The organism is Maritimimonas sp. 2205BS37-2 (genome assembly GCF_056591755.1).
The window spans coordinates 65,252-86,509 of sequence record NZ_JBWQOI010000003.1 but is presented as its reverse complement, the minus strand read 5'-3'; the positions used below and the strand labels follow the sequence as shown (position 1 = coordinate 86,509).

35 protein-coding genes are annotated in these 21,258 nt (G+C 34.5%); all 35 read left to right on the top strand.

Annotated elements, in window-relative coordinates:
- Window positions 1-3 precede the first annotated feature (3 nt).
- The 35 genes from rpsJ (at window position 4) to ctlX (ending at window position 21,225) form a co-directional block, all read left to right on the top strand.
- On the top strand, window positions 4-309 hold the full coding sequence (rpsJ, locus tag AC1EUU_RS13405; RefSeq protein ID WP_117879398.1) for a 30S ribosomal protein S10: 306 nt from the start codon (window positions 4-6) through the stop codon (window positions 307-309).
- Between the two features lie 176 nt (window positions 310-485).
- Window positions 486-1,103: a 50S ribosomal protein L3 gene (gene rplC, locus AC1EUU_RS13400; RefSeq protein ID WP_480201951.1), complete on the top strand. Its 618-nt coding sequence runs from the start codon at window positions 486-488 to the stop codon at window positions 1,101-1,103.
- Window positions 1,103-1,732, top strand: coding sequence for a 50S ribosomal protein L4 (gene rplD / locus AC1EUU_RS13395; protein WP_480201950.1), 630 nt, complete (start codon window positions 1,103-1,105; stop codon window positions 1,730-1,732). Before rplC ends, rplD begins: the two co-directional genes overlap by 1 nt.
- 8 nt (window positions 1,733-1,740) lie before the next feature.
- Window positions 1,741-2,031: a 50S ribosomal protein L23 gene (rplW, locus tag AC1EUU_RS13390; protein ID WP_480201949.1), complete on the top strand. Its 291-nt coding sequence runs from the start codon at window positions 1,741-1,743 to the stop codon at window positions 2,029-2,031.
- A gap of 11 nt (window positions 2,032-2,042) precedes the next feature.
- Window positions 2,043-2,870, top strand: a complete 828-nt coding sequence (gene rplB, locus AC1EUU_RS13385) for a 50S ribosomal protein L2 (protein ID WP_480201948.1) — start codon at window positions 2,043-2,045, stop codon at window positions 2,868-2,870.
- Window positions 2,871-2,873: 3 nt separating this feature from the next.
- A complete protein-coding gene (gene rpsS / locus AC1EUU_RS13380; protein WP_480201947.1) occupies window positions 2,874-3,152 on the top strand; it encodes a 30S ribosomal protein S19 in 279 nt (92 codons plus the stop codon).
- Window positions 3,153-3,160: 8 nt separating this feature from the next.
- Window positions 3,161-3,568 (top strand): 50S ribosomal protein L22, encoded by a 408-nt coding sequence (rplV, locus tag AC1EUU_RS13375; RefSeq protein WP_480201946.1) that lies wholly within the window; start codon window positions 3,161-3,163, stop codon window positions 3,566-3,568.
- A gap of 5 nt (window positions 3,569-3,573) precedes the next feature.
- Window positions 3,574-4,293, top strand: coding sequence for a 30S ribosomal protein S3 (gene rpsC, locus AC1EUU_RS13370; RefSeq protein ID WP_480201945.1), 720 nt, complete (start codon window positions 3,574-3,576; stop codon window positions 4,291-4,293).
- Between the two features lie 20 nt (window positions 4,294-4,313).
- A complete protein-coding gene (gene rplP, locus AC1EUU_RS13365) occupies window positions 4,314-4,745 on the top strand; it encodes a 50S ribosomal protein L16 (protein ID WP_480201944.1) in 432 nt (143 codons plus the stop codon).
- Window positions 4,746-4,756: 11 nt separating this feature from the next.
- Window positions 4,757-4,948 (top strand): 50S ribosomal protein L29, encoded by a 192-nt coding sequence (gene rpmC / locus AC1EUU_RS13360; RefSeq protein ID WP_480201943.1) that lies wholly within the window; start codon window positions 4,757-4,759, stop codon window positions 4,946-4,948.
- A 21-nt stretch (window positions 4,949-4,969) separates the two neighbouring features.
- The gene (gene rpsQ / locus AC1EUU_RS13355) at window positions 4,970-5,227 is read left to right on the top strand and encodes a 30S ribosomal protein S17 (RefSeq protein ID WP_480201942.1); all 258 of its coding nucleotides are present in this window, start codon (window positions 4,970-4,972) and stop codon (window positions 5,225-5,227) included.
- 2 nt (window positions 5,228-5,229) lie between these two features.
- The gene (gene rplN, locus AC1EUU_RS13350; RefSeq protein ID WP_480201941.1) at window positions 5,230-5,598 is read left to right on the top strand and encodes a 50S ribosomal protein L14; all 369 of its coding nucleotides are present in this window, start codon (window positions 5,230-5,232) and stop codon (window positions 5,596-5,598) included.
- A gap of 10 nt (window positions 5,599-5,608) precedes the next feature.
- Window positions 5,609-5,917, top strand: a complete 309-nt coding sequence (gene rplX, locus AC1EUU_RS13345; protein ID WP_480201940.1) for a 50S ribosomal protein L24 — start codon at window positions 5,609-5,611, stop codon at window positions 5,915-5,917.
- 2 nt (window positions 5,918-5,919) lie between these two features.
- Window positions 5,920-6,471, top strand: a complete 552-nt coding sequence (gene rplE, locus AC1EUU_RS13340; protein ID WP_480201939.1) for a 50S ribosomal protein L5 — start codon at window positions 5,920-5,922, stop codon at window positions 6,469-6,471.
- A 3-nt stretch (window positions 6,472-6,474) separates the two neighbouring features.
- Entirely contained in the window at window positions 6,475-6,744 is a 270-nt protein-coding gene (gene rpsN, locus AC1EUU_RS13335) for a 30S ribosomal protein S14 (protein WP_089373239.1), read from the top strand.
- A gap of 90 nt (window positions 6,745-6,834) precedes the next feature.
- Window positions 6,835-7,233 (top strand): 30S ribosomal protein S8, encoded by a 399-nt coding sequence (rpsH, locus tag AC1EUU_RS13330; protein WP_480201938.1) that lies wholly within the window; start codon window positions 6,835-6,837, stop codon window positions 7,231-7,233.
- Window positions 7,234-7,246: 13 nt separating this feature from the next.
- The gene (gene rplF, locus AC1EUU_RS13325; RefSeq protein ID WP_480201937.1) at window positions 7,247-7,789 is read left to right on the top strand and encodes a 50S ribosomal protein L6; all 543 of its coding nucleotides are present in this window, start codon (window positions 7,247-7,249) and stop codon (window positions 7,787-7,789) included.
- A 12-nt stretch (window positions 7,790-7,801) separates the two neighbouring features.
- The gene (rplR, locus tag AC1EUU_RS13320; RefSeq protein ID WP_480201936.1) at window positions 7,802-8,155 is read left to right on the top strand and encodes a 50S ribosomal protein L18; all 354 of its coding nucleotides are present in this window, start codon (window positions 7,802-7,804) and stop codon (window positions 8,153-8,155) included.
- Window positions 8,156-8,164: 9 nt separating this feature from the next.
- Window positions 8,165-8,689: a 30S ribosomal protein S5 gene (rpsE, locus tag AC1EUU_RS13315; RefSeq protein ID WP_480201935.1), complete on the top strand. Its 525-nt coding sequence runs from the start codon at window positions 8,165-8,167 to the stop codon at window positions 8,687-8,689.
- A 14-nt stretch (window positions 8,690-8,703) separates the two neighbouring features.
- The gene (rpmD, locus tag AC1EUU_RS13310; protein WP_480201934.1) at window positions 8,704-8,883 is read left to right on the top strand and encodes a 50S ribosomal protein L30; all 180 of its coding nucleotides are present in this window, start codon (window positions 8,704-8,706) and stop codon (window positions 8,881-8,883) included.
- 12 nt (window positions 8,884-8,895) lie between these two features.
- Window positions 8,896-9,348: a 50S ribosomal protein L15 gene (rplO, locus tag AC1EUU_RS13305; protein ID WP_480201933.1), complete on the top strand. Its 453-nt coding sequence runs from the start codon at window positions 8,896-8,898 to the stop codon at window positions 9,346-9,348.
- 15 nt (window positions 9,349-9,363) lie between these two features.
- Complete coding sequence (gene secY / locus AC1EUU_RS13300; protein ID WP_480201932.1) at window positions 9,364-10,701, top strand: preprotein translocase subunit SecY; 1,338 nt, start codon at window positions 9,364-9,366, stop codon at window positions 10,699-10,701.
- Between the two features lie 2 nt (window positions 10,702-10,703).
- A complete protein-coding gene (gene infA, locus AC1EUU_RS13295; RefSeq protein WP_480194015.1) occupies window positions 10,704-10,919 on the top strand; it encodes a translation initiation factor IF-1 in 216 nt (71 codons plus the stop codon).
- 4 nt (window positions 10,920-10,923) lie between these two features.
- Window positions 10,924-11,040, top strand: coding sequence for a type B 50S ribosomal protein L36 (gene ykgO, locus AC1EUU_RS13290; RefSeq protein ID WP_073370549.1), 117 nt, complete (start codon window positions 10,924-10,926; stop codon window positions 11,038-11,040).
- Between the two features lie 2 nt (window positions 11,041-11,042).
- Window positions 11,043-11,417, top strand: a complete 375-nt coding sequence (gene rpsM, locus AC1EUU_RS13285; protein WP_480201931.1) for a 30S ribosomal protein S13 — start codon at window positions 11,043-11,045, stop codon at window positions 11,415-11,417.
- A 108-nt stretch (window positions 11,418-11,525) separates the two neighbouring features.
- Entirely contained in the window at window positions 11,526-11,909 is a 384-nt protein-coding gene (gene rpsK / locus AC1EUU_RS13280) for a 30S ribosomal protein S11 (RefSeq protein WP_480194017.1), read from the top strand.
- Between the two features lie 147 nt (window positions 11,910-12,056).
- A complete protein-coding gene (gene rpsD, locus AC1EUU_RS13275) occupies window positions 12,057-12,662 on the top strand; it encodes a 30S ribosomal protein S4 (RefSeq protein ID WP_480201930.1) in 606 nt (201 codons plus the stop codon).
- 97 nt (window positions 12,663-12,759) lie between these two features.
- Window positions 12,760-13,752 (top strand): DNA-directed RNA polymerase subunit alpha, encoded by a 993-nt coding sequence (locus AC1EUU_RS13270; RefSeq protein ID WP_480201929.1) that lies wholly within the window; start codon window positions 12,760-12,762, stop codon window positions 13,750-13,752.
- Between the two features lie 76 nt (window positions 13,753-13,828).
- The gene (rplQ, locus tag AC1EUU_RS13265) at window positions 13,829-14,308 is read left to right on the top strand and encodes a 50S ribosomal protein L17 (protein WP_480201928.1); all 480 of its coding nucleotides are present in this window, start codon (window positions 13,829-13,831) and stop codon (window positions 14,306-14,308) included.
- Window positions 14,309-14,409: 101 nt separating this feature from the next.
- A complete protein-coding gene (locus AC1EUU_RS13260; protein ID WP_480201927.1) occupies window positions 14,410-15,132 on the top strand; it encodes a hypothetical protein in 723 nt (240 codons plus the stop codon).
- Window positions 15,133-15,219: 87 nt separating this feature from the next.
- Complete coding sequence (gene carA, locus AC1EUU_RS13255; protein WP_480201926.1) at window positions 15,220-16,338, top strand: glutamine-hydrolyzing carbamoyl-phosphate synthase small subunit; 1,119 nt, start codon at window positions 15,220-15,222, stop codon at window positions 16,336-16,338.
- Between the two features lie 86 nt (window positions 16,339-16,424).
- Complete coding sequence (gene eno, locus AC1EUU_RS13250) at window positions 16,425-17,717, top strand: phosphopyruvate hydratase (protein ID WP_480201925.1); 1,293 nt, start codon at window positions 16,425-16,427, stop codon at window positions 17,715-17,717.
- Between the two features lie 173 nt (window positions 17,718-17,890).
- Window positions 17,891-19,177: a citrate synthase gene (locus AC1EUU_RS13245; protein WP_480201924.1), complete on the top strand. Its 1,287-nt coding sequence runs from the start codon at window positions 17,891-17,893 to the stop codon at window positions 19,175-19,177.
- Between the two features lie 58 nt (window positions 19,178-19,235).
- On the top strand, window positions 19,236-20,150 hold the full coding sequence (locus tag AC1EUU_RS13240; RefSeq protein WP_480201923.1) for a dimethylarginine dimethylaminohydrolase family protein: 915 nt from the start codon (window positions 19,236-19,238) through the stop codon (window positions 20,148-20,150).
- A gap of 139 nt (window positions 20,151-20,289) precedes the next feature.
- Window positions 20,290-21,225 carry a citrulline utilization hydrolase CtlX gene (ctlX, locus tag AC1EUU_RS13235; RefSeq protein WP_480201922.1) on the top strand — a complete coding sequence of 312 codons (936 nt, stop codon included), beginning with the start codon at window positions 20,290-20,292 and terminating at the stop codon, window positions 21,223-21,225.
- Window positions 21,226-21,258 lie beyond the last annotated feature (33 nt).

Below are 21,258 nucleotides of genomic sequence, written 5' to 3'. Positions count from 1 at the left end.
ACGATGAGTCAGAAAATTAGAATAAAATTAAAGTCTTACGATCATAACTTAGTAGATAAATCTGCTGAGAAGATTGTAAAAACAGTAAAAAGTACTGGTGCTGTTATTAATGGACCAATTCCATTACCAACACACAAAAAGATCTTTACTGTACTACGTTCTCCACACGTAAACAAGAAGTCTAGAGAGCAGTTTCAATTAAGCTCTTACAAAAGATTACTTGATATTTATTCTTCTTCATCAAAAACGATTGATGCTTTGATGAAGTTAGAATTACCAAGTGGTGTAGAAGTAGAGATTAAGGTTTGATAAAACTTTCCGCTTAAGCGGATAACATGTCCCGAGCGGTTGTCGAGGGAAAAACGGATAGAAAACAAAAATTCAGGGATGAATTCGTTTTCTTCCCTGAATTTTTTTGAATAAATAATTAAGTATAATAATCGATTTGGGTTTACCAAATCATAAATTAAATTAAATTAAATTAAATGTCTGGGTTAATAGGAAAAAAGATTGGTATGACCAGCATTTTCGATGAAAACGGAAAGAATATTCCGTGTACAGTAATCGAAGCTGGACCATGTGTAGTTACCCAAGTCAGAACCAAAGAGGTTGACGGGTATGAAGCTCTTCAACTTGGTTTCGATGACAAGAAGGCAAAAAGCTCAAATAGAGCTTTAGACGGTCACTTTAAAAAAGCTGGTACCGATGCCAAAAAGAAAGTTGTTGAATTCCAAGGATTTGAAGAAGAGTATAAGTTAGGTGATTCAATAACAGTTGAGCACTTTGAAGAAGGTGAATTTGTTGATGTATCTGGTACATCAAAAGGTAAAGGTTTCCAAGGGGTTGTAAAACGTCATGGATTTGCTGGTGTTGGTCAAGCAACGCACGGTCAGCATAACCGTTTAAGAGCTCCTGGTTCTATTGGTGCAGCGTCGTATCCTGCAAGAGTATTTAAAGGAATGCGAATGGCCGGTAGAATGGGTGGCGAAAAGGTAAAAGTTCAAAATTTAAGAGTTTTAAAAGTAGTTCCAGAAAAGAACCTTTTAGTTGTTAAAGGTGCAGTTCCAGGGCATAAAAACTCTTACGTAATCATTCAGAAATAATGAAAGTAGCAGTAGTAGATATCAACGGGAAAAAAACTGGAAGAAACGTTGAACTTTCAGATGCTATTTTTGGTATAGAGCCTAATAAACATGCCGTTTATTTAGATGTGAAGCAATACTTGGCTAATCAACGTCAAGGTACACATAAGGCCAAAGAAAGAGCAGAAATTACGGGAAGTACTCGTAAAATCAAGAAACAAAAAGGTACGGGTACAGCTCGTGCCGGTAGTATTAAGTCTCCAATCTTTAGAGGAGGTGGACGTATTTTTGGTCCAAGACCAAGAAATTATGGTTTTAAGTTAAACAAAAACTTAAAGCGTTTAGCACGTCAATCAGCACTTTCTATGAAAGCAAAAGCTGAAGATATTGTCGTGGTAGAAGACTTTAATTTTGATGCTCCAAAGACAAAGAATTTTATTAACGTTTTGAAAGCTTTAGAGTTAGAAAATAAAAAGTCTTTGTTTGTGTTGGATGGGTCAAATAAAAACGTATATTTGTCATCGCGCAATTTACAAGGCACAAAAGTTGTAACTGCTTCAAGATTAAACACTTACAATGTTTTAAATGCAAATAAAATTGTAGTGTCTGAGGCTTGCGTAGAAGAAATTGAATCTAACTTTAGCAAATAATAGAAGAGATGAGTATTTTAATTAAACCTATTATTACAGAAAAAGCAACCGATGCTAGTGAGTTATTTAACCGCTATGGATTTGTAGTTGATATGAATGCTAATAAGATAGAAATAAAAGAAGCTGTAGAACAAGCTTATGGAGTTTCAGTTAATAAAGTAAGAACGATGAACTATCCTGTTAAGCGTACTACTAAGTACACTAAAAAAGGGTTGGTAACTGGTATGAAAGGTGCTTATAAAAAAGCGGTCGTTGAATTAGCTGAGGGAGATAACATAGATTTTTATAGCAATATCTAAGACGAAAAAAGATGTCATTAAGAAAATTAAAACCAATAACCCCAGGGCAGCGTTTTAGAGTAGTAAATGATTTTGACACCGTTACTACTGATAAGCCGGAGAAAAGTTTATTAGCTCCGAAAAAAAGATCTGGAGGTAGAAATAGTCAAGGTAAAATGACCATGCGCTACTTAGGTGGTGGTCACAAAAAGAAGTACCGTATTATCGATTTTAAAAGAGATAAAAATGGTATTCCTGCAACCGTAAAGACTATTGAGTATGATCCTAACAGAACTGCATTTATCGCTTTATTGAGTTATGCAGATGGTGAAAAAAGATATGTAATCGCTCAAGGCGGATTAAAGGTTGGTCAAACTGTAGTTTCAGGAGATAAAGTAGCTCCAGAAGTAGGTAATGCAATGCCTTTAAATGATATACCACTAGGTACGGTAATTTCTTGTATAGAATTACGCCCAGGTCAAGGTGCTGTTATGGCACGTTCAGCTGGTTCTTTTGCACAATTAATGGCAAGAGATGGTAAATATGCAACAGTTAAATTGCCTTCTGGTGAAACAAGACTGATTTTGGTTACTTGTAAAGCTACAATAGGAGTGGTGTCTAACTCAGATCATCAGCTTTTAGTATCTGGTAAAGCAGGTAGAAGCAGATGGTTAGGTAGAAGACCTCGTACAAATCCTGTAAGAATGAACCCAGTAGATCATCCAATGGGTGGTGGAGAAGGTAGAGCTTCAGGTGGTCACCCACGTTCTAGAAATGGTATTCCTGCTAAAGGATTCAAAACCCGTTCTAAGACAAAGGCAAGTAATAAATATATTATAGAACGTAGAAAAAATAAGTAAACTATGGCACGTTCATTAAAAAAAGGACCTTACGTTTTCCATAAATTGGAAAAGAAAGTACAAGCTAATGTTGAATCTGGTAAGAAAACAGTAATCAAAACTTGGTCAAGAGCCTCTATGATTACCCCAGATTTTGTTGGTCAAACAATTGGCGTTCACAATGGCCGTCAATTTGTACCTGTATATGTTACAGAAAACATGGTAGGTCATAAGTTAGGAGAATTTTCACCAACTCGTTCATTTAGAGGACACGCTGGTGCTAAAAATAAAGGTAAAAAATAGTAGGAATCATGGGAGTTCGTAAAAAATTAAGAGCTGAGCAACGTAAAGAAGCACGCAAGAACCAATTCTTAGCGAAGCTTAACGGTTGCCCTACGTCACCGAGAAAAATGCGTTTAGTTGCTGATCAAATTAGAGGTGTGGAAATTGAGAAAGCTTTGGCTATCTTAAAATTCAGCCCAAAAGAAGCAGCACGTAATTTAGAGAAACTTACATTATCGGCAATAAATAACTGGCAACAAAAGAATGAAGATGCAGACATCGAAGATGCTGGTCTATATGTAAAAGAAATTTATGTTGATAGTGCAAGTATGTTAAAAAGATTAAGACCAGCACCTCAAGGTAGAGCGCATAGAATTCGTAAGCGTTCTAACCACGTAACAATGGTTTTAGGAACTAAAAATAAAAGCAATTCGTAAATAGTATGGGACAGAAAACTAATCCAATAGGGAATCGTTTAGGAATTATTAGAGGATGGGAATCTAACTGGTATGGTGGAAAGAACTATGGCGATAAAATTGCAGAAGATGATAAAATAAGAAAGTACGTACGTGCTAGACTTGCAAAAGCAAGTGTTTCGAGAGTAATTATTGAGCGCACTCTTAAGCTTATAACCGTTACTATCACTACTGCTAGACCTGGTATTATTATCGGTAAAGGTGGTCAAGAGGTAGATAAGTTAAAAGAAGAGCTTAAAAAAATTACCGGAAAAGAAGTACAGATCAATATTTTTGAGATTAAAAGACCTGAGCTTGATGCTTATTTAGTAGCATCATCAATTGCCCGTCAAATTGAAAATAGAATTTCATACAGACGTGCAATTAAAATGGCTATAGCTGCTGCTATTCGTATGAATGCAGAAGGTATCAAGGTTCAAATTTCTGGTCGTTTGAATGGTGCTGAAATGGCACGTTCTGAATCTTATAAAGAAGGTAGAATCCCTCTATCTACATTTAGAGCAGATATTGATTATGCACTTGTAGAATCTCATACTACTTATGGCCGTATTGGTGTAAAAGTATGGATTATGAAAGGCGAGGTATATGGTAAAAGAGAATTGTCTCCGTTAGTTGGTTTATCTAAGCAAAAAGGTGGTAAATCATCAGGCAAAGGTGGCGGAAGAAGACCTCAAAGAAGAAAATAAATTTTTTAAAAATTTAGAAGATGTTACAACCAAAAAGAGTTAAATATCGTAAGGTTCAGAAAGGTAAAGGGAATATGAAAGGTAATTCTCAAAGGGGCCACAGACTTTCTAACGGAATGTTTGGTATTAAAGCCCTTGAGCAAGACCTAATTACTTCTCGCCAAATAGAAGCTGCTCGTATTGCTGCAACACGTTATATGAAAAGACAAGGACAGTTATGGATTAAAATATTTCCAGACAAGCCTATCACCAAAAAACCATTAGAAGTACGTATGGGTAAAGGTAAGGGTGCTCCAGAATATTTCGTAGCTGTTGTAAAGCCGGGTAGAATCATGTTTGAAGTTGGTGGTGTGCCAGCAGAAATTGCTAAAGAAGCTTTACGTTTGGCTGCACAGAAGTTACCAGTAAAAACAAAATTTGTAGTAGCAAGAGATTTTGATCATAACGCTTAAAAAGTAAGAAGATGAAACAATCAGAAATTAAAGAATTATCTGTAGCTGAATTAGAAGAGAAGTTAGGCGATTTGAAAAAAAATTATACTGATCTTAAAATGGCGCATGCCATTTCTCCATTAGAATCTCCAATTCAATTGAGAGAACTAAGAAAAACAGTTGCAAGAATTGCTACAGAATTAACAAAAAGAGAATTACAATAATTGTAATCCGAGATTTACAAGATGGAAAAAAGAAATCTTAGAAAAGAACGTATAGGTGTAGTTGCAAGTAACAAAATGGACAAGTCTATAGTTGTTAGTGATGTAACAAGAGTAAAACACCCAATGTATGGTAAGTTCGTATTAAGAACTAAAAAATACGTTGCGCACGATGAGAAAAATGACTGCAATATTGGTGATACAGTAAGAATAATGGAAACACGTCCATTAAGTAAAACCAAGCGTTGGAGATTAGTAGAAATCTTAGAAAGAGCTAAATAATTATGTTACAACAAGAATCAAGATTAAAAGTAGCAGATAACACAGGAGCGAAAGAAGTTCTTGTGATCCGTGTACTTGGTGGAACGAAAAAACGTTACGCATCAATTGGTGATAAAATTGTAGTTACTATAAAAGACGCAACACCAAACGGAACTGTAAAAAAAGGACAAGTATCTAGAGCTGTTGTAGTACGTACTAAAAAAGAAGTACGTCGTAAAGATGGCTCTTATATAAGATTTGATGATAACGCATGTGTATTATTAAATCCAACAGAAGAAATGCGCGGTACTCGTGTTTTTGGACCTGTGGCGAGAGAACTTCGTGAAAAACAATTCATGAAAATTGTATCATTAGCACCAGAAGTGCTTTAATTTATTAAAGATGACAAAGCTAAAGATTAAAACAGGAGATACAGTAAAAGTAATTGCTGGAGATAATAAAGGACAAGAAGGTAAAATCGTAAAAGTTCTAAAAGATACGAATAAAGCGATTGTTGAAGGAGTGAACATGGTGTCTAAACACACTAAGCCTAGCGCTCAGAATCCGCAAGGAGGAATTTCAAAATTTGAAGCACCAATCCACATCTCTAACCTAGCATTGGTTGAAGGTGGAAATACTACTAGAGTAGGTTTTAGAATGGAAGGTGATAAGAAAGTTAGGTTTTCTAAAAAAACTGATAAAGCTATTTAGTTATGGGATACGTACCAAGACTTAAAGAAGATTATAATAGCAGAGTAAAGGCTGCATTAACCGAAGAATTTGGTTATAAAAATGTAATGCAGGTTCCTAAGCTAGAGAAAATAGTAATTAGCAAAGGAGTTGGAGCAGCAGTAGCTGATAAAAAATTAATTGATTATGCAATTGATGAATTAACAAAGATTGCTGGTCAAAAAGCAGTAGCTACAATGTCTAAAAAGGATGTTGCATCATTCAAGTTACGTAAAGGCATGCCAATTGGTGCTAAAGTTACTTTACGTGGAGACAGAATGTATGAGTTCTTAGACAGATTAGTAACGGCTTCTTTACCTCGTGTAAGAGATTTTAGAGGGGTTAAACCTAATGGATTTGACGGAAGAGGTAATTACAATTTAGGTATTACAGAGCAAATTATTTTTCCTGAAATCGATATTGATAAAGTAAACAAAATTAGTGGTATGGATATTACTTTTGTTACTTCAGCAAATACCGATAAAGAGGCAAAATCATTATTACACGAATTAGGTTTACCATTTAAAAAGAATTAAGAGATGGCTAAAGAATCAATGAAAGCTCGCGAAGTAAAAAGAGCAAAAACTGTAGCTAAATATGCTGAAAAACGTAAAGCTTTAAAAGAAGCTGGTGATTATGAAGCATTACAGAAGTTACCAAAAAATGCATCTCCAGTTCGTATGCACAATCGTTGCAAGTTAACCGGTAGACCAAAAGGTTATATGCGTCAATTTGGTATTTCGCGTGTTACTTTTCGTGAAATGGCTAACCAAGGATTAATTCCTGGTGTTAAAAAAGCTAGTTGGTAAGAATTTATTAATTGGTTTCAGGTTTAGCAATCACGGTTTAACCGTAGGTCAATAGAGATTGCTAAAAACCAAAACCGCAAATGATTATATATGTATACAGATCCAATAGCAGATTATCTAACAAGAATTAGAAATGCTGCAAGTGCAGGACACAGAGTAGTTGAAATACCTGCTTCTAACTTAAAGAAAGAGATGACCAAAATCTTATTTGATCAAGGATATATCTTAAGCTATAAGTTTGAAGAAGATAAAGTTCAAGACTCTATTAAAATTGCTTTAAAATACGATAAGATAACAAAGCAACCTGTAATTAAGAAAATAGAGCGTGTTAGTACACCTGGTTTACGCAAGTATTCAAGCGCGTCAGAAATGCCTAGAGTTTTAAATGGCTTAGGTGTTGCTATTGTGTCAACTTCTAAAGGAGTAATGACCAATAAAAAAGCGCGTCAAGAAAACGTTGGTGGAGAAGTTTTATGTTACGTTTATTAAAAAGTAGAAAGAGATGTCAAGAATAGGAAAAGCTCCAATTTCAATTCCAGAAGGTGTAACCATTGATTTAAAAGATGGTGTACTTACTGTAAAAGGTAAATTAGGAGAATTATCTCAAGAGATAAAAGATATTAACGTAAAGATTGAAGAAGGTACTTTAACACTAGAGCGTCCTTCTGAGGCTAAAGATCATAAAGCAAAGCACGGTTTATACAGAGCTTTGATAAATAATATGGTTGAAGGTGTTTCTAAAGGTTTTACTAAAGAGTTAGAACTTGTAGGTGTAGGTTATAGAGCGAATAACCAAGGTCAAAAATTAGACTTGGCTTTAGGTTTTTCACATAACATCGTATTAGACTTAGCTCCAGAGGTAAAAGTTGAAACAGTTTCAGAAAAAGGTAAGAACCCTATAGTAAAATTGACTTCTTATGATAAGCAGTTGGTAGGACAAGTAGCGGCTAAGATCCGTTCGTTCCGTAAGCCAGAGCCTTATAAAGGAAAAGGAATCAAATTTGTAGGTGAAGAAATTAGAAGAAAAGCAGGTAAATCTGCATAATAACTAGATATTATGGCATTATCAAAGCTTGAAAGAAGACAAAGAATAAAACACAGAATTAGAAAGATTGTAACTGGTACAGAAGCGAGACCAAGACTATCTGTGTTTAGAAGTAATAAAGAGATCGATGCACAATTAATCGATGATGTAACTGGCAAAACATTAATAGCTGTTTCATCTAGAGAAAAAGGTATCGATGCTAAAGGAACTAAAATAGAAGTTGCTGCGAATGTTGGTAAAGCATTAGCCGAGAAAGCTGCTAAGGCAGGTATCGAAACGGTTGCTTTTGACAGAAACGGATATTTATATCACGGTAGAGTTAAGGCATTAGCTGACGGAGCAAGAGAAGCAGGTTTAAAATTTTAATCAAAGATTATGTATCAAAAATACGGAAACGTTGAAAGAGTAAAGCCTAGTGGTTTAGAATTAAAAGATCACTTGGTAGGCGTACAAAGAGTTACTAAAGTTACAAAAGGTGGTAGAGCATTTGGTTTTTCTGCTATTGTAGTTGTTGGTAATGAAAATGGCGTAGTAGGTCATGGTCTTGGTAAATCTAAAGATGTTGCTTCTGCAATTGCTAAAGCTATTGAAGACGCAAAGAAGAACTTAATAAGAATACCTATCATAAATAATACATTACCTCATGAACAAAAAGGTAAATATGGTGGTGCAAAAGTATTCTTAAAACCTGCATCAAATGGTACCGGAGTTATTGCTGGTGGTGCTGTACGTGCGGTATTAGAATCTGTTGGCGTACACGATGTATTATCAAAGTCTCAAGGTTCATCAAATCCTCATAATGTGGTAAAAGCAACTTTTGATGCTTTATTACAGTTACGTGATGCAAATACAATTGCTAAGCAAAGAGGAATTTCTTTAGAAAAAGTATTTAACGGATAAATAGAGCGATTACGATGAAAAAAATTAGAGTAAAGCAAATTCGTAGCAAAATTAATCGTCCTCAAGATCAAAAGAGAACGTTAGAAGCTCTAGGTTTACGTAAGTTAAATCAAGTTGTAGAGCATGACGCTACACCTACTATAGTAGGAATGGTAAATAAAGTTAAACACTTAGTTTCTGTAGAAGAAGCTTAATAATATAGAGTTATGGAATTAAATAACTTAAAACCTGCAGCAGGTTCGGTAAAAAATCAAGGAAAGAGAATTGGTCGTGGTCAAGGATCTGGAAAAGGTGGTACCGCTACAAGAGGTCATAAAGGTGCTAAATCTCGTTCAGGTTATTCTAAGAAAATTGGTTTTGAAGGTGGTCAAATGCCTTTACAACGCCGAGTTCCTAAGTTTGGTTTTACTAACATTAATCGTAAAGAATATGTTGGTATCAACTTAGATAAATTACAAGAAATGGTTGATAACGGTAGAATTAAAGATGCCGTTACTATGGATGTTCTTGTAGAAAATAGATTAGCTCGTAAAAATGATTTAGTAAAAATATTAGGTAGAGGAGAGCTTAAAGCTAAACTAAATGTTACAGTTCATAAGTTTACTGCTACTGCAAAGGCTGCAATTGAAAAAGCAGGCGGTGAAGCTGTAGCCCTTTAATACGTATAAAAGTACATGAAGAATTTTATAAGTACTATACAAGATATCTGGAAGATTGAAGAACTTAGAAATAAGATCATTCTTACACTAGGATTAATGGTAGTTTACCGTTTAGCGGCGCAAGTACCATTACCTGGTATTGATCCTACACAGCTTTCTGGGCTTCAAAACACTACAGATAATAATAATATTTTAGGACTGTTAAATGCTTTTACAGGAGGTGCATTCGCACAAGCTTCTGTAATGGCATTAGGTATTATGCCATATATTTCAGCTTCTATTGTAGTTCAGCTAATGGGAATTGCGGTTCCTTATTTACAGAAACTACAGAAAGAAGGCGCTAGTGGTCAGAAGAAAATTACGCAGATTACGCGTTGGTTAACAGTTGGTATTTTGTTAATACAAGCACCAACATATATTGTTAGTTTACCTACTTTAGGAATTCCTCAAAGCGCATTCTTATTAGGTAACGGACCAATGTTCTGGTTTTCTTCCATTATTTTATTGACTGCCGGAACGATCTTTGCGATGTGGTTAGGAGAACGTATTACTGATAAAGGAATTGGAAATGGTATTTCATTATTGATTATGATCGGTATTATAGCTACGTTCCCATCTACCTTTATGCAAGAGTTTTCTTCTAGAGTTACACAAGGTAATGGAGGTTTATTGATGGTATTTATTGAGGTGATTGTTTGGTTGGTTGTAATTTTAGCCTGTGTGTTATTAGTTACAGCTGTAAGAAGAATTGCAGTTCAATATGCCAGAAGAACAGTTGCTGGAAATGCTGGAAATATTGCTGGAGCGAGACAATATATACCATTAAAGGTAAATGCCTCGGGTGTAATGCCAATTATATTTGCCCAAGCATTAATGTTTGTACCAAGCTTATTAGCCAAAGCAGAAAATGAAACTTTAAAGGCTATTGGTACTGAGTTTATAGACATGTTTGGCTTATGGTATAATGTATTGTTTGCTATTTTGATAATTATCTTTAGTTATTTCTATACTGCGATTACAATACCTACCAATAAAATGGCAGATGATCTAAAGCGAAGTGGAGGCTTTTTGCCGGGTATTCGTCCTGGTAAAGAAACGGCAGACTACTTAGATACAATATTATCACGCATAACATTACCTGGATCGTTATTCTTAGCTTTCTTAGCTATTTTACCTGCTATTATTGTTAAGGCAGGTGTGCAACCAGGTTGGGCTATGTTTTATGGCGGAACGTCATTGTTGATTATGGTTGGAGTTGCAATCGATACCATTCAGCAAATAAATTCTTATTTATTAAATCGTCATTACGATGGTTTAATGAAGACCGGAACTAAAAGAAAATCAGTAGCATAATTATGGCAAAACAACAAGCAATAGAGCAAGATGGAACAATTAGTGAAGCATTATCAAATGCTATGTTCCGTGTTGAATTAGAAAACGGTCATATTGTTACTGCACATATCTCTGGAAAAATGCGTATGCATTATATAAAATTATTACCAGGAGATAAAGTAAAATTAGAAATGAGCCCATACGATTTAACAAAGGCTCGCATAACTTATAGATACTAAAACGATGAAAGTTAGAGCATCAGTAAAAAAGAGAAGTGCCGAGTGCAAAATTGTACGTAGAAAAGGCAGATTATATGTAATCAACAAAAAGAATCCTAGATTTAAACAAAGACAAGGATAATTATGGCAAGAATAGCAGGAATTGACATACCTAAACAAAAAAGAGGAGTAATTTCATTAACATACATCTACGGTATTGGTAGAAGTAGAGCTAAAGAAATTTTAGTAAATGCTAAAGTTGATGAAGGTACTAAAGTTCAGGATTGGTCTGATGACGAGATCGGTAGAATTCGTGAGCAAGTAGGTTCTTATACTATTGAAGGTGAATTACGTTCTGAAACACAATTAAACATTAAGCGATTAATGGACATAGGTTGTTACAGAGGTATCCGTCATAGAGTAGGTTTACCATTAAGAGGTCAACGTACTAAGAACAACTCTAGAACAAGAAAAGGTAAAAGAAAAACTGTTGCTAATAAGAAAAAAGCAACTAAATAATAAGTAAGACATTAGTCATTAGTATTTAGAAGTTAGATGAATCTGATTGAAATAGAAATGTTTAGGATTCTAACAACTAAAAACTAACAACTAGAAACTAAAAAACATATGGCAAAGTCAAGTTCAAAAAAACGTAAAGTTATAGTTGATGCAATTGGTGAAGCACACATCACAGCTTCATTTAATAACATCATTATTTCTTTAACAAATAAAAAAGGAGACGTAATTTCTTGGTCATCTGCAGGTAAACAAGGTTTTAGAGGTTCTAAAAAGAACACGCCTTATGCTGCTCAAATGGCTGCTGAAGATTGTGCTGCTGTTGCATTAGAAGCCGGTTTACGTAAAGTGAAAGTTTATGTAAAAGGCCCAGGTAATGGTAGAGAGTCTGCAATTAGAACAATTCATAATGCTGGTATTGAAGTAACAGAAATTATTGATGTAACTCCAATTCCTCATAACGGATGTCGTCCTCCAAAAAGAAGAAGAGTATAATTTTATACAGAACTAATTTTTGCGTCAATTTAAGTTTTAAAGAGATGCTAAGCAGTTCAGTTTTATTTAATAATTAATTAAGAGAAAGGACTAAGATTATCGAAGGAGGAAGCCTTAATTCATAATCCCTTTCATAAATCACTAAAAATGGCAAGATATACAGGACCAAAGACTAAGATTGCTCGTAAATTCGGCGAGGCAATTTTTGGAGATGATAAATCTTTTGAAAAAAGAAATTATCCTCCAGGACAGCATGGAAATAACAAACGAAGAGGTAAAAAATCTGAGTATGCTGTTCAATTAATGGAAAAACAAAAAGCAAAATACACATACGGTATTTTAGAACGTCAATTCAGAAATTTATTCGATAAAGCTTCACGTAGTAAAGGTATTACGGGTGAAATTTTATTACAATTATGTGAATCTCGTTTAGATAATGTGGTATTTAGAATGGGTGTTTCTCCTTCTCGTAGAGGTGCACGTCAATTAGTATCACATCGTCATATTACAGTTAATGGTGAGATTGTGAATATTCCATCGTACCAATTAAAAGCTGGTGATGTAATAGGGGTTAGAGAGAAATCTAAATCTTTAACAGCAATTGAAAGCTCTTTAGCTAATAGTAGTAATGTTTACGAATGGTTAAACTGGAACGGAGATAAAATGGAAGGTACATTTGTTGCAATTCCAGAAAGAATTCAAATACCAGAAAACATTAACGAACAATTTATCGTAGAGTTATATTCTAAATAATAAATTAAACATATTGGTATTTAGCCAAAGGGTTTGTTTGTATTTCTTCACACTTATAAACCGCGCAACTAAATAACAATTAAAACGAAGAAAAAATATGGCAATTTTAAATTTTCAAAAACCAGATAAAGTAATTATGATTGAATCTACCGATTTTGAAGGTAGATTTGAATTTAGACCTTTAGAGCCTGGTTACGGTTTAACAGTAGGTAACGCTTTGCGTAGAGTGTTGTTGTCTTCTTTAGAAGGATATGCAATTACCTCTATTAGAATTGAAGGCGTTGAGCACGAATTTTCTACTATAAAAGGAATTGTAGAAGACGTGACCGAAATTATCTTAAACTTAAAACAAGTTCGTTTTAAGCAACAAATTGAAGAGTCAGATAATGAAACTGTAGCGATTTCAATAAGCGGTCAAGAACAATTGACAGCAGGTGATTTTCAGAATTTTATTTCAGGTTTCCAGGTTTTAAATCCAGAATTAGTGATTTGTAACATGGAATCTTCTGTGAAATTAGATATGGAGATTACTATAGAAAAAGGTAGAGGTTTTGTTTTATCTGAAGATAATAAAAAAGCAAATGCTCCTTTAGGAACAATTTTTACAGATGCTATTTACACTCCAATAAAGAATGTGAAATATGCTGTAGAAAACTATCGTGTTGAGCAAAAAACTGACTACGAAAAGTTAGTATTTGATATCATTACTGATGGTTCAATTAACCCTAAAGATGCGTTAACTGAAGCGGCTAAAATTTTAATCCATCACTTTATGTTATTCTCTGATGAGCGTATCACATTAGAAGCAGATGAGATTGCACAAACAGAGTCTTATGATGAAGAATCATTACATATGAGACAGTTGCTTAAAACAAGATTGATTGATATGGATCTTTCTGTAAGAGCACTAAACTGTTTAAAAGCTGCAGAAGTCGATACATTGGGTGACTTAGTGTCATTTAACAAGAATGACTTAATGAAATTTAGAAACTTTGGTAAGAAATCATTAACTGAATTGGATGAGTTAGTGGCGAACAAAGGGTTAACTTTCGGAATGGATTTAAGTAAGTATAAATTAGATAAAGAATAATTAAACAAGATACAAGACAGAAGGATAGACCTTGTTGTCTAACTCCTAATGTCTAGCGTCTAATATCTGAAGAAAGATGAGACACGGAAAGAAATTTAATCATTTAAGCAGAAAAACTGCGCATAGAAAAGCAATGTTAGCTAACATGGCTTGTTCTTTAATTGAGCATAAGCGCATTAATACTACTGTTGCTAAGGCAAAAGCAGTACGTCAGTTCGTTGAGCCATTAATTACAAAATCTAAAGAAGATACTACACACAACCGTAGAATTGTATTTAGTTATTTACGTAATAAACATGCTGTAACTGAATTGTTCAGAGAAATTTCTACAAAAGTGGCTGATAGACCAGGAGGTTATGTACGTATCATCAAATTAGGAAATAGATTAGGTGATAATGCTGATATGGCTATGGTAGAATTGGTTGACTACAACGAATTATATAATCCTAAAGGAAAGAAGAAAAAAGCTACTCGTAGAAGAAGAGGTGGTAAAAAAGCTGGAGATGTTGCTACTCCTCCAGTGGCTGACACAAAATCTACAGAAGAAGAAGAATAGAGTTATATTCTTAAATACTTTATAAAAAGGCTAAATGAGACCATCATTTAGCCTTTTTTATTATCTTTATTACGAATTTTATTAATAAAGAAGTCAAAATTATGAAGAAAATAGTATTTATGGCGTTCATTTTTGTTAGTGGTATTAGCTTTGGCCAGCTAATTGAAGGAGGAGGCTCCTTTGAATCTGCTAAAGGAGGTACACCGATCGGGAAAATTAAAGGAAGTTATTCAGGTAATTCTGGAGGTTTGTATTCAGAAGCTAAAAAATTTAGCTATGATAAAGTTTTTGTTGAAGGATCTCAATACTTATTTGACGGATGGAAAAATATAGGACAAATCTATATAGGTAAGAAAAAGTATATTGTTCCTAACATTAATTTTAGTTTAGATAAGCAAGCATTTATGTCTAAGATCGAAAATGACTCTGTTTTTGTCTATAATGTTACGCGTGATGATAAAGTTACTGTTAACGGACGACTTTTTAAAAGTTTTTATGATTCAAAAGAGGGTAAAGATAAAGTGTATGAGGTGATATATTCAGGTAAAGACCTTTCAATACTTAGAGAGCATTATATTAAAATACAAGAAGCTCACCCAGATCCAATGCTTAATCGTAAACATAGAAAAATTTTTCAAAGAGATAAGCTCGTGGCCTATGACGGAAACATGATGACCGAACTTAAACCTTCGAAGAAAGCATTCTTTAAATTTATAGATAAAGAAAAAGAAGGTAAAATGAAGAAATTTATTTCAGATAATAATTTATCTTATAAAAAAGACAAAGATATTAATACAATGTTCACACATTACGAATCATTATAAGAATAGAATAAAGTATATTATTAAAAAGGACAAACTAAATTTGAGTTTGTCCTTTTTTTTATGCTATTTTTGTCAAACTTTTTGAAAATGCAATACCTATCCAGAAAAAAAGCAATTATCTTATTAGCCGACGGAACCATTTTTGAAGGAAAATCGATCGGAATTGAAGGAACTACAACCGGTGAAATTTGTTTCAATACCGGAATGACAGGTTATCAAGAAATTTTTACAGACCCATCTTATTTTGGCCAAATTATGGTGGCCACCAATGCACATATTGGTAATTACGGTGTTAATGATGAAGAAATAGAATCAGATGGAATTAAAATATCTGGGCTTATAGTTAGAAATTTTAGCTTTACACATTCCCGTCCTAATTCTAGTGGTTCGCTAAAAGAATGGTTAGAGAAGCATAACCTTATTGCAATTTCAGACGTTGATACACGTGCTTTGGTAAGTTATATTCGCGAAAATGGTGCTATGAATGCTATCATTTCAACCGAAACTGAAAATATAGATGCTCTTAAAACACAGCTAGCAAAAGTACCGGAAATGAATGGACTTGAATTAGCATCTAAAGTTTCTACTAAAGAACCTTATTTTGTTGGAAATGAAAATGCCACATATAAGGTTGCAGCTCTTGACTTGGGGATTAAAAAGAACATTCTGCGAAACTTAGCTAAACGTGGAGCATATATTAAAGTGTTTCCCTATGATACGTCTTTTGAAGAAATGCAATCTTGGAATCCCGATGGGTACTTTTTATCAAATGGGCCTGGAGATCCAGAACCTTTAGAAAATGCTCAGGCTGTTGCAAAAGAAATCATTGAAAGAAATTTACCTGTTTTTGGCATTTGTCTTGGACATCAAGTGATTGCATTATCTCAAGGAATTTCTACTTACAAAATGCATAATGGTCACAGAGGTATCAATCACCCTGTTAAGAACTTAATTACCGGAAAAGGCGAGATTACCTCACAGAATCATGGTTTTGCAATTAATAGAGAAGAAACAGAAGCTAATAATGATGTAGAAATTACACATGTACATCTAAATGACAATACGGTTGCTGGTATTCGCTTAAAAAATAAAAATTGCTTTTCAGTGCAATACCACCCAGAAGCTAGCCCTGGACCACATGATGCAGCGTATTTATTTGATCAATTTATTGAGAACCTTAAAAAAAGTAATCCGGTAGGAGCGTAAGCCGAAAACGTTATCGCACAAAACTGTTTTTTAAGAATAATTTACCTAACATAATTTTTAACTTTACAAGACAAAAAAATAGTATAATGAGCATTATTATTAGCGTTCACGCAAGACAGATTTTTGATTCAAGAGGGAACCCAACGGTCGAGGTAGATGTAGTTACAGAGAATGGTATTTCTGGAAGAGCTGCAGTGCCATCAGGAGCTTCTACAGGAGAACATGAGGCCGTTGAATTACGTGATGGAGGAAAAAGCTATATGGGTAAAGGAGTGTTAACAGCCGTTGAAAACGTAAACTCTAAAATAGCCCAGGAACTATTAGGAACTTCGGTTTTTGAGCAAAATGCAATCGATCAATTAATGATTGATTTAGATGGTACACCCAATAAGTCAAATTTAGGTGCAAATGCCATTTTAGGCGTTTCTCTTGCCTGTGCAAAAGCAGCAGCAAATGAATTAGGAATGCCATTATATAGATATGTAGGAGGTGTTTCTGCGAATACCTTACCGGTACCCATGATGAATATCATCAATGGAGGTTCACATTCTGATGCGCCAATCGCATTTCAAGAATTTATGGTAATGCCTGTAAAAGCCACTAATTTTACACAAGCCATGCAAATGGGTTCTGAAATTTTTCATAACCTGAAAAAAGTACTACACGATAGAAATTTATCAACTGCGGTGGGAGATGAAGGAGGGTTTGCTCCAACATTAGATGGTACCGAAGATGCTTTAGATACCATTGCAAAGGCCGTTGAAAATGCAGGCTATAAGCTTGGCGATGAGATCATGATTGCGTTAGACTGTGCTTCTGCTGAGTTTTATGTTGATGGTAAATACGATTATACAAAATTCGAAGGTGAGAAAGGAGAAGTGAGAAGCAGCGAAGAACAAGCACAATACTTAGCAGACCTTTGTGAGCAATACCCAATTATATCTATTGAAGATGGGATGGACGAAAATGACTGGGACGGTTGGAAATCATTGACCGATAAAGTTGGGAATAAAGTTCAACTAGTAGGTGACGATTTGTTTGTTACGAATGTTGAACGCCTTTCACGTGGTATTAATGAAGGTATCGCTAACTCTATTTTAATTAAGGTAAACCAAATAGGAACGCTTACTGAAACAATTGCAGCAGTAAATATGGCGCATAATGCAGGCTATACCTCTGTAATGAGTCATCGTTCTGGTGAAACCGAAGATAATACAATTGCTGATTTGGCAGTAGCTTTAAATACAGGACAAATTAAAACGGGCTCAGCCTCTCGTTCTGATAGAATGGCAAAATACAATCAATTATTACGTATTGAAGAAGAATTGGCAGAAGTAGCTTATTATCCTCAAGAAAAGGCATTTAAAGTGTCAAAATAGTTCTTAATAAAGAAATATCAATGAAGGGCAATTATCTAGGTAATTGCCCTTTTTATATGGTTCTAAAATAGGCAATATTGGCATATAGCAATCCTTTTGAATGTGACTTTATATTTCGAGGGGAAATTCGTAAATTCGCATACTTTCAATTTTAATAATCTAATCGAAGAAATATGTCAGATAAAGCAACTTTAGAAGTCAATGGTGAGAAGTATGAATTTCCGTTAATACACGGAACTGAAAACGAAACTGCTATTGATATTAAGAGTCTACGTGGTAGTACAGGAGGATTAATTACAATTGATCCAGGATATAAGAATACAGGTTCTTGCGAAAGTGCGATTACTTTTTTAGATGGAGAAAAAGGAATTTTACGCTATAGAGGATATTCCATAGAAGATTTAGCTGAAAAAGCTGATTTCTTGGAAGTGGCGTATGCTTTAATTTTTGGTGAACTACCAACTAAAGAAGAATTAGAGAAATTTCATACTGATATTAAGTCGAAATCGGTAGTAGATGAAGATTTAAAGAAGATTCTAGAGAGCTTTCCTAGAACGGCGCATCCAATGGGGATATTATCTTCATTAACGAGTGCTTTAACGGCGTTTAACCCTTCTTCTGTTGATGTTTCATCACCAGAAGCAATGTACAATGCCATTGTTAAGATTTTAGGAAAGATGCCCATACTTGTGGCTTGGACCATGCGAAGACATATGGGATTACCATTAGATTATGGCGATAAATCTTTGGGTTATGTAGAGAATTTGCTAAAAATGATGTTCAAACAACCTAATGAAGAATATACGCAAAACCCTATATTGGTAGATGCTCTAGATAAATTATTGATATTGCATGCAGATCATGAACAAAATTGTTCTACATCTACGGTACGCATTGTAGGCTCGTCACATGCCGGATTATTTGCTTCAATTTCAGCGGGTATTTCAGCACTTTGGGGCCCATTACATGGTGGTGCAAATCAAGCAGTACTTGAAATGTTGGAGGCTATTAAAGAAGATGGTGGGGATACTAAAAAATATATGGCGAAAGCCAAAGATAAAGAAGACCCGTTCCGTTTAATGGGCTTTGGGCATAGAGTTTATAAGAACTTTGATCCGCGCGCACGTATTATTAAAAAAGCAGCAGATGAAGTATTAGGTGATTTAGGCGTTGAAGACCCTATTTTAGATATTGCGAAAGGATTAGAACAAGAAGCTCTAAGAGATGAATATTTTGTAAAACGGAAGTTATATCCCAATGTTGATTTCTATTCAGGTATAATTTATCGTTCAATGGGAATTCCTGTTGAAATGTTCACTGTAATGTTTGCATTAGGTCGTTTGCCAGGATGGATAGCTCAATGGCGTGAAATGCGCTTACGAAAAGAACCAATTGGTCGACCACGTCAAGTTTATATCGGTGAAAATCACCGTGATTTCAAAACACTAGATAAACGATAAATTTCAAAATTTAAAGTGAGCTTCATAGAGAAATACGTGAAGCTTTTTTTATTGCTCTATGTTAAAACTTAATATTCAAAACGAAACCTCAAGATTACGCGCTGTAGTTTTAGGAACTGCCAATAGTAATGGGCCTACGCCTACTTTTGAAGAGGCTTATGATCCAAAGTCAAGAGAACATATTTTAGCTGGTACCTACCCTAAGATAGAAGATATGGTTGTTGAAATGGAAGCGGTTGCTAAAGTTTTTGAAAAGTATAACGTTAAGGTATTTAGACCTAACGCAATAAAGGATTATAATCAGATTTTTGCACGAGATATTGCTTTTGTAATTGACGATAAATTTATTAAGTCGAATATATTACCCGATCGCGATCAAGAAATTGATGCCATTCAATATGTAATCGATCAGATTGATCCCGAAAGAGTTATTACCTTACCGGAAGAATGTCATGTAGAAGGAGGTGATGTCATGCCTTGGAATGAGTATATATTTATAGGAACATATACAGGTGAAGATTACCCCGATTTTATTACGGCAAGAACAAATAATGAGGCTGTTAAGGCTCTAGAACAATTATTTCCGCATAAAAAAGTCAAGGCTTTTGAACTTAGAAAGAGCAATACAAGCCCGAAAGAGAACGCGCTGCACCTTGACTGTTGTTTTCAACCTATTGGTAAGAACAAAGCAATACTTCATAAAAATGGCTTTCTTATTGAAGAAGAGTATGAATGGTTGGTGAATTACTTCGGCAAAGAGAATGTTTTTGAAATTACTAAAGATGAAATGTATCATATGAATAGTAATATTTTTTCTATTTCTCCAGAAGTGGTCATTTCTGAAAGAAACTTTACTCGCTTAAATACATGGCTACGCGAGCAAGGCTTTACAGTTGAAGAGGTTCCTTATGCAGAGATTGCAAAGCAAGAAGGTTTATTGCGTTGCTCGACAATGCCGTTAATTAGAGACTAAGCTTCGAAACCAATAAGCATTCGAATTCAACATTAATTCACCTTAAAGATTAATAACGAAACTTGGTTATTTTTTTTAGAAAGTTAATTTATTTTTTCTATTAAATCTATTACATTTGGAGCCCTATTTCAATTCTTAAATGCAACAAACTACAAATACCATTTTAATGATTCGCCCTGTTAGTTTTAGAATGAACGAACAAACAGCGGTTAATAATTACTACCAAAAAGTAATTGATAATCTATTACCAGAAACGGTTAATACTAAAGCACAAAATGAATTTGACACTTATGTAGAAAAGCTGCGCTCAATTGGTGTCAATGTCGTGGTAGTAAGTGATACGAAAGAACACGATACACCCGACTCTATTTTTCCAAATAACTGGGTTTCATTTCACGAGAATGGCAATGTAGGCTTATATCCTATGTTTGCGGAAAATAGGAGATTTGAAAGACGTGAAGATATTTTAGATACATTAGAAGAGCAAGGTTATATTATTAAAAATATTATTGATTATACTTCTGCAGAAGAGAGTGATGTTTTTTTAGAAAGTACCGGTAGTGTAGTTTTAGATAGACTTAATAGAATTGCCTATTGCGCTTTATCGCCTCGTGCCGACGAAGATTTGTTCATTGAGTTTTGTGAAGATTTCGAATATACACCTGTTACGTTTACTTCTTATCAAACGGTAAATAATAAACGCAAAACAATATATCATACCAACGTGATGATGTGCTTAGGTGAAACTTTTTCAGTTATTTGCCTAGATTGTATTGATGATAAAAAAGAAAGGAAAAATGTAATTAAACATTTAAAGGGTTCTGGTAAAGAGATCATCGCCATTACAGAAGATCAGGTAAACAATTTTGCCGGAAATATGTTGCAAGTGAAAGGTGCAGATGATGAACGTTATTTAATAATGAGCCAAGCGGCTTATGATAGTTTAACATCTCAGCAAATTGAAAAACTTGAAAAGCATTGCAATATAATGTCTAGTTCATTAGACACAATAGAAGCATGCGGTGGGGGCAGTGCGCGATGTATGATGGCGGAAGTTTTTTTACCTAAGGCCTAATTTTACTTAATACGAACTACAAACGGAGTCACT

Excerpts from the sequence above, each read along its gene's own strand:
- rpsJ (WP_117879398.1), top strand. The coding sequence starts at position 4 with ATGAGTCAGAAAATTAGAATAAAATTAAAGTCTTACGATCATAACTTA.
- rplC (WP_480201951.1), top strand. The coding sequence starts at position 486 with ATGTCTGGGTTAATAGGAAAAAAGATTGGTATGACCAGCATTTTCGAT.
- rplD (WP_480201950.1), top strand. The coding sequence starts at position 1,103 with ATGAAAGTAGCAGTAGTAGATATCAACGGGAAAAAAACTGGAAGAAAC.
- rplW (WP_480201949.1), top strand. The coding sequence starts at position 1,741 with ATGAGTATTTTAATTAAACCTATTATTACAGAAAAAGCAACCGATGCT.
- rplB (WP_480201948.1), top strand. The coding sequence starts at position 2,043 with ATGTCATTAAGAAAATTAAAACCAATAACCCCAGGGCAGCGTTTTAGA.
- rpsS (WP_480201947.1), top strand. The coding sequence starts at position 2,874 with ATGGCACGTTCATTAAAAAAAGGACCTTACGTTTTCCATAAATTGGAA.
- rplV (WP_480201946.1), top strand. The coding sequence starts at position 3,161 with ATGGGAGTTCGTAAAAAATTAAGAGCTGAGCAACGTAAAGAAGCACGC.
- rpsC (WP_480201945.1), top strand. The coding sequence starts at position 3,574 with ATGGGACAGAAAACTAATCCAATAGGGAATCGTTTAGGAATTATTAGA.
- rplP (WP_480201944.1), top strand. The coding sequence starts at position 4,314 with ATGTTACAACCAAAAAGAGTTAAATATCGTAAGGTTCAGAAAGGTAAA.
- rpmC (WP_480201943.1), top strand. The coding sequence starts at position 4,757 with ATGAAACAATCAGAAATTAAAGAATTATCTGTAGCTGAATTAGAAGAG.
- rpsQ (WP_480201942.1), top strand. The coding sequence starts at position 4,970 with ATGGAAAAAAGAAATCTTAGAAAAGAACGTATAGGTGTAGTTGCAAGT.
- rplN (WP_480201941.1), top strand. The coding sequence starts at position 5,230 with ATGTTACAACAAGAATCAAGATTAAAAGTAGCAGATAACACAGGAGCG.
- rplX (WP_480201940.1), top strand. The coding sequence starts at position 5,609 with ATGACAAAGCTAAAGATTAAAACAGGAGATACAGTAAAAGTAATTGCT.
- rplE (WP_480201939.1), top strand. The coding sequence starts at position 5,920 with ATGGGATACGTACCAAGACTTAAAGAAGATTATAATAGCAGAGTAAAG.
- rpsN (WP_089373239.1), top strand. The coding sequence starts at position 6,475 with ATGGCTAAAGAATCAATGAAAGCTCGCGAAGTAAAAAGAGCAAAAACT.
- rpsH (WP_480201938.1), top strand. The coding sequence starts at position 6,835 with ATGTATACAGATCCAATAGCAGATTATCTAACAAGAATTAGAAATGCT.
- rplF (WP_480201937.1), top strand. The coding sequence starts at position 7,247 with ATGTCAAGAATAGGAAAAGCTCCAATTTCAATTCCAGAAGGTGTAACC.
- rplR (WP_480201936.1), top strand. The coding sequence starts at position 7,802 with ATGGCATTATCAAAGCTTGAAAGAAGACAAAGAATAAAACACAGAATT.
- rpsE (WP_480201935.1), top strand. The coding sequence starts at position 8,165 with ATGTATCAAAAATACGGAAACGTTGAAAGAGTAAAGCCTAGTGGTTTA.
- rpmD (WP_480201934.1), top strand. The coding sequence starts at position 8,704 with ATGAAAAAAATTAGAGTAAAGCAAATTCGTAGCAAAATTAATCGTCCT.
- rplO (WP_480201933.1), top strand. The coding sequence starts at position 8,896 with ATGGAATTAAATAACTTAAAACCTGCAGCAGGTTCGGTAAAAAATCAA.
- secY (WP_480201932.1), top strand. The coding sequence starts at position 9,364 with ATGAAGAATTTTATAAGTACTATACAAGATATCTGGAAGATTGAAGAA.
- infA (WP_480194015.1), top strand. The coding sequence starts at position 10,704 with ATGGCAAAACAACAAGCAATAGAGCAAGATGGAACAATTAGTGAAGCA.
- ykgO (WP_073370549.1), top strand. The coding sequence starts at position 10,924 with ATGAAAGTTAGAGCATCAGTAAAAAAGAGAAGTGCCGAGTGCAAAATT.
- rpsM (WP_480201931.1), top strand. The coding sequence starts at position 11,043 with ATGGCAAGAATAGCAGGAATTGACATACCTAAACAAAAAAGAGGAGTA.
- rpsK (WP_480194017.1), top strand. The coding sequence starts at position 11,526 with ATGGCAAAGTCAAGTTCAAAAAAACGTAAAGTTATAGTTGATGCAATT.
- rpsD (WP_480201930.1), top strand. The coding sequence starts at position 12,057 with ATGGCAAGATATACAGGACCAAAGACTAAGATTGCTCGTAAATTCGGC.
- AC1EUU_RS13270 (WP_480201929.1), top strand. The coding sequence starts at position 12,760 with ATGGCAATTTTAAATTTTCAAAAACCAGATAAAGTAATTATGATTGAA.
- rplQ (WP_480201928.1), top strand. The coding sequence starts at position 13,829 with ATGAGACACGGAAAGAAATTTAATCATTTAAGCAGAAAAACTGCGCAT.
- AC1EUU_RS13260 (WP_480201927.1), top strand. The coding sequence starts at position 14,410 with ATGAAGAAAATAGTATTTATGGCGTTCATTTTTGTTAGTGGTATTAGC.
- carA (WP_480201926.1), top strand. The coding sequence starts at position 15,220 with ATGCAATACCTATCCAGAAAAAAAGCAATTATCTTATTAGCCGACGGA.
- eno (WP_480201925.1), top strand. The coding sequence starts at position 16,425 with ATGAGCATTATTATTAGCGTTCACGCAAGACAGATTTTTGATTCAAGA.
- AC1EUU_RS13245 (WP_480201924.1), top strand. The coding sequence starts at position 17,891 with ATGTCAGATAAAGCAACTTTAGAAGTCAATGGTGAGAAGTATGAATTT.
- AC1EUU_RS13240 (WP_480201923.1), top strand. The coding sequence starts at position 19,236 with ATGTTAAAACTTAATATTCAAAACGAAACCTCAAGATTACGCGCTGTA.
- ctlX (WP_480201922.1), top strand. The coding sequence starts at position 20,290 with ATGCAACAAACTACAAATACCATTTTAATGATTCGCCCTGTTAGTTTT.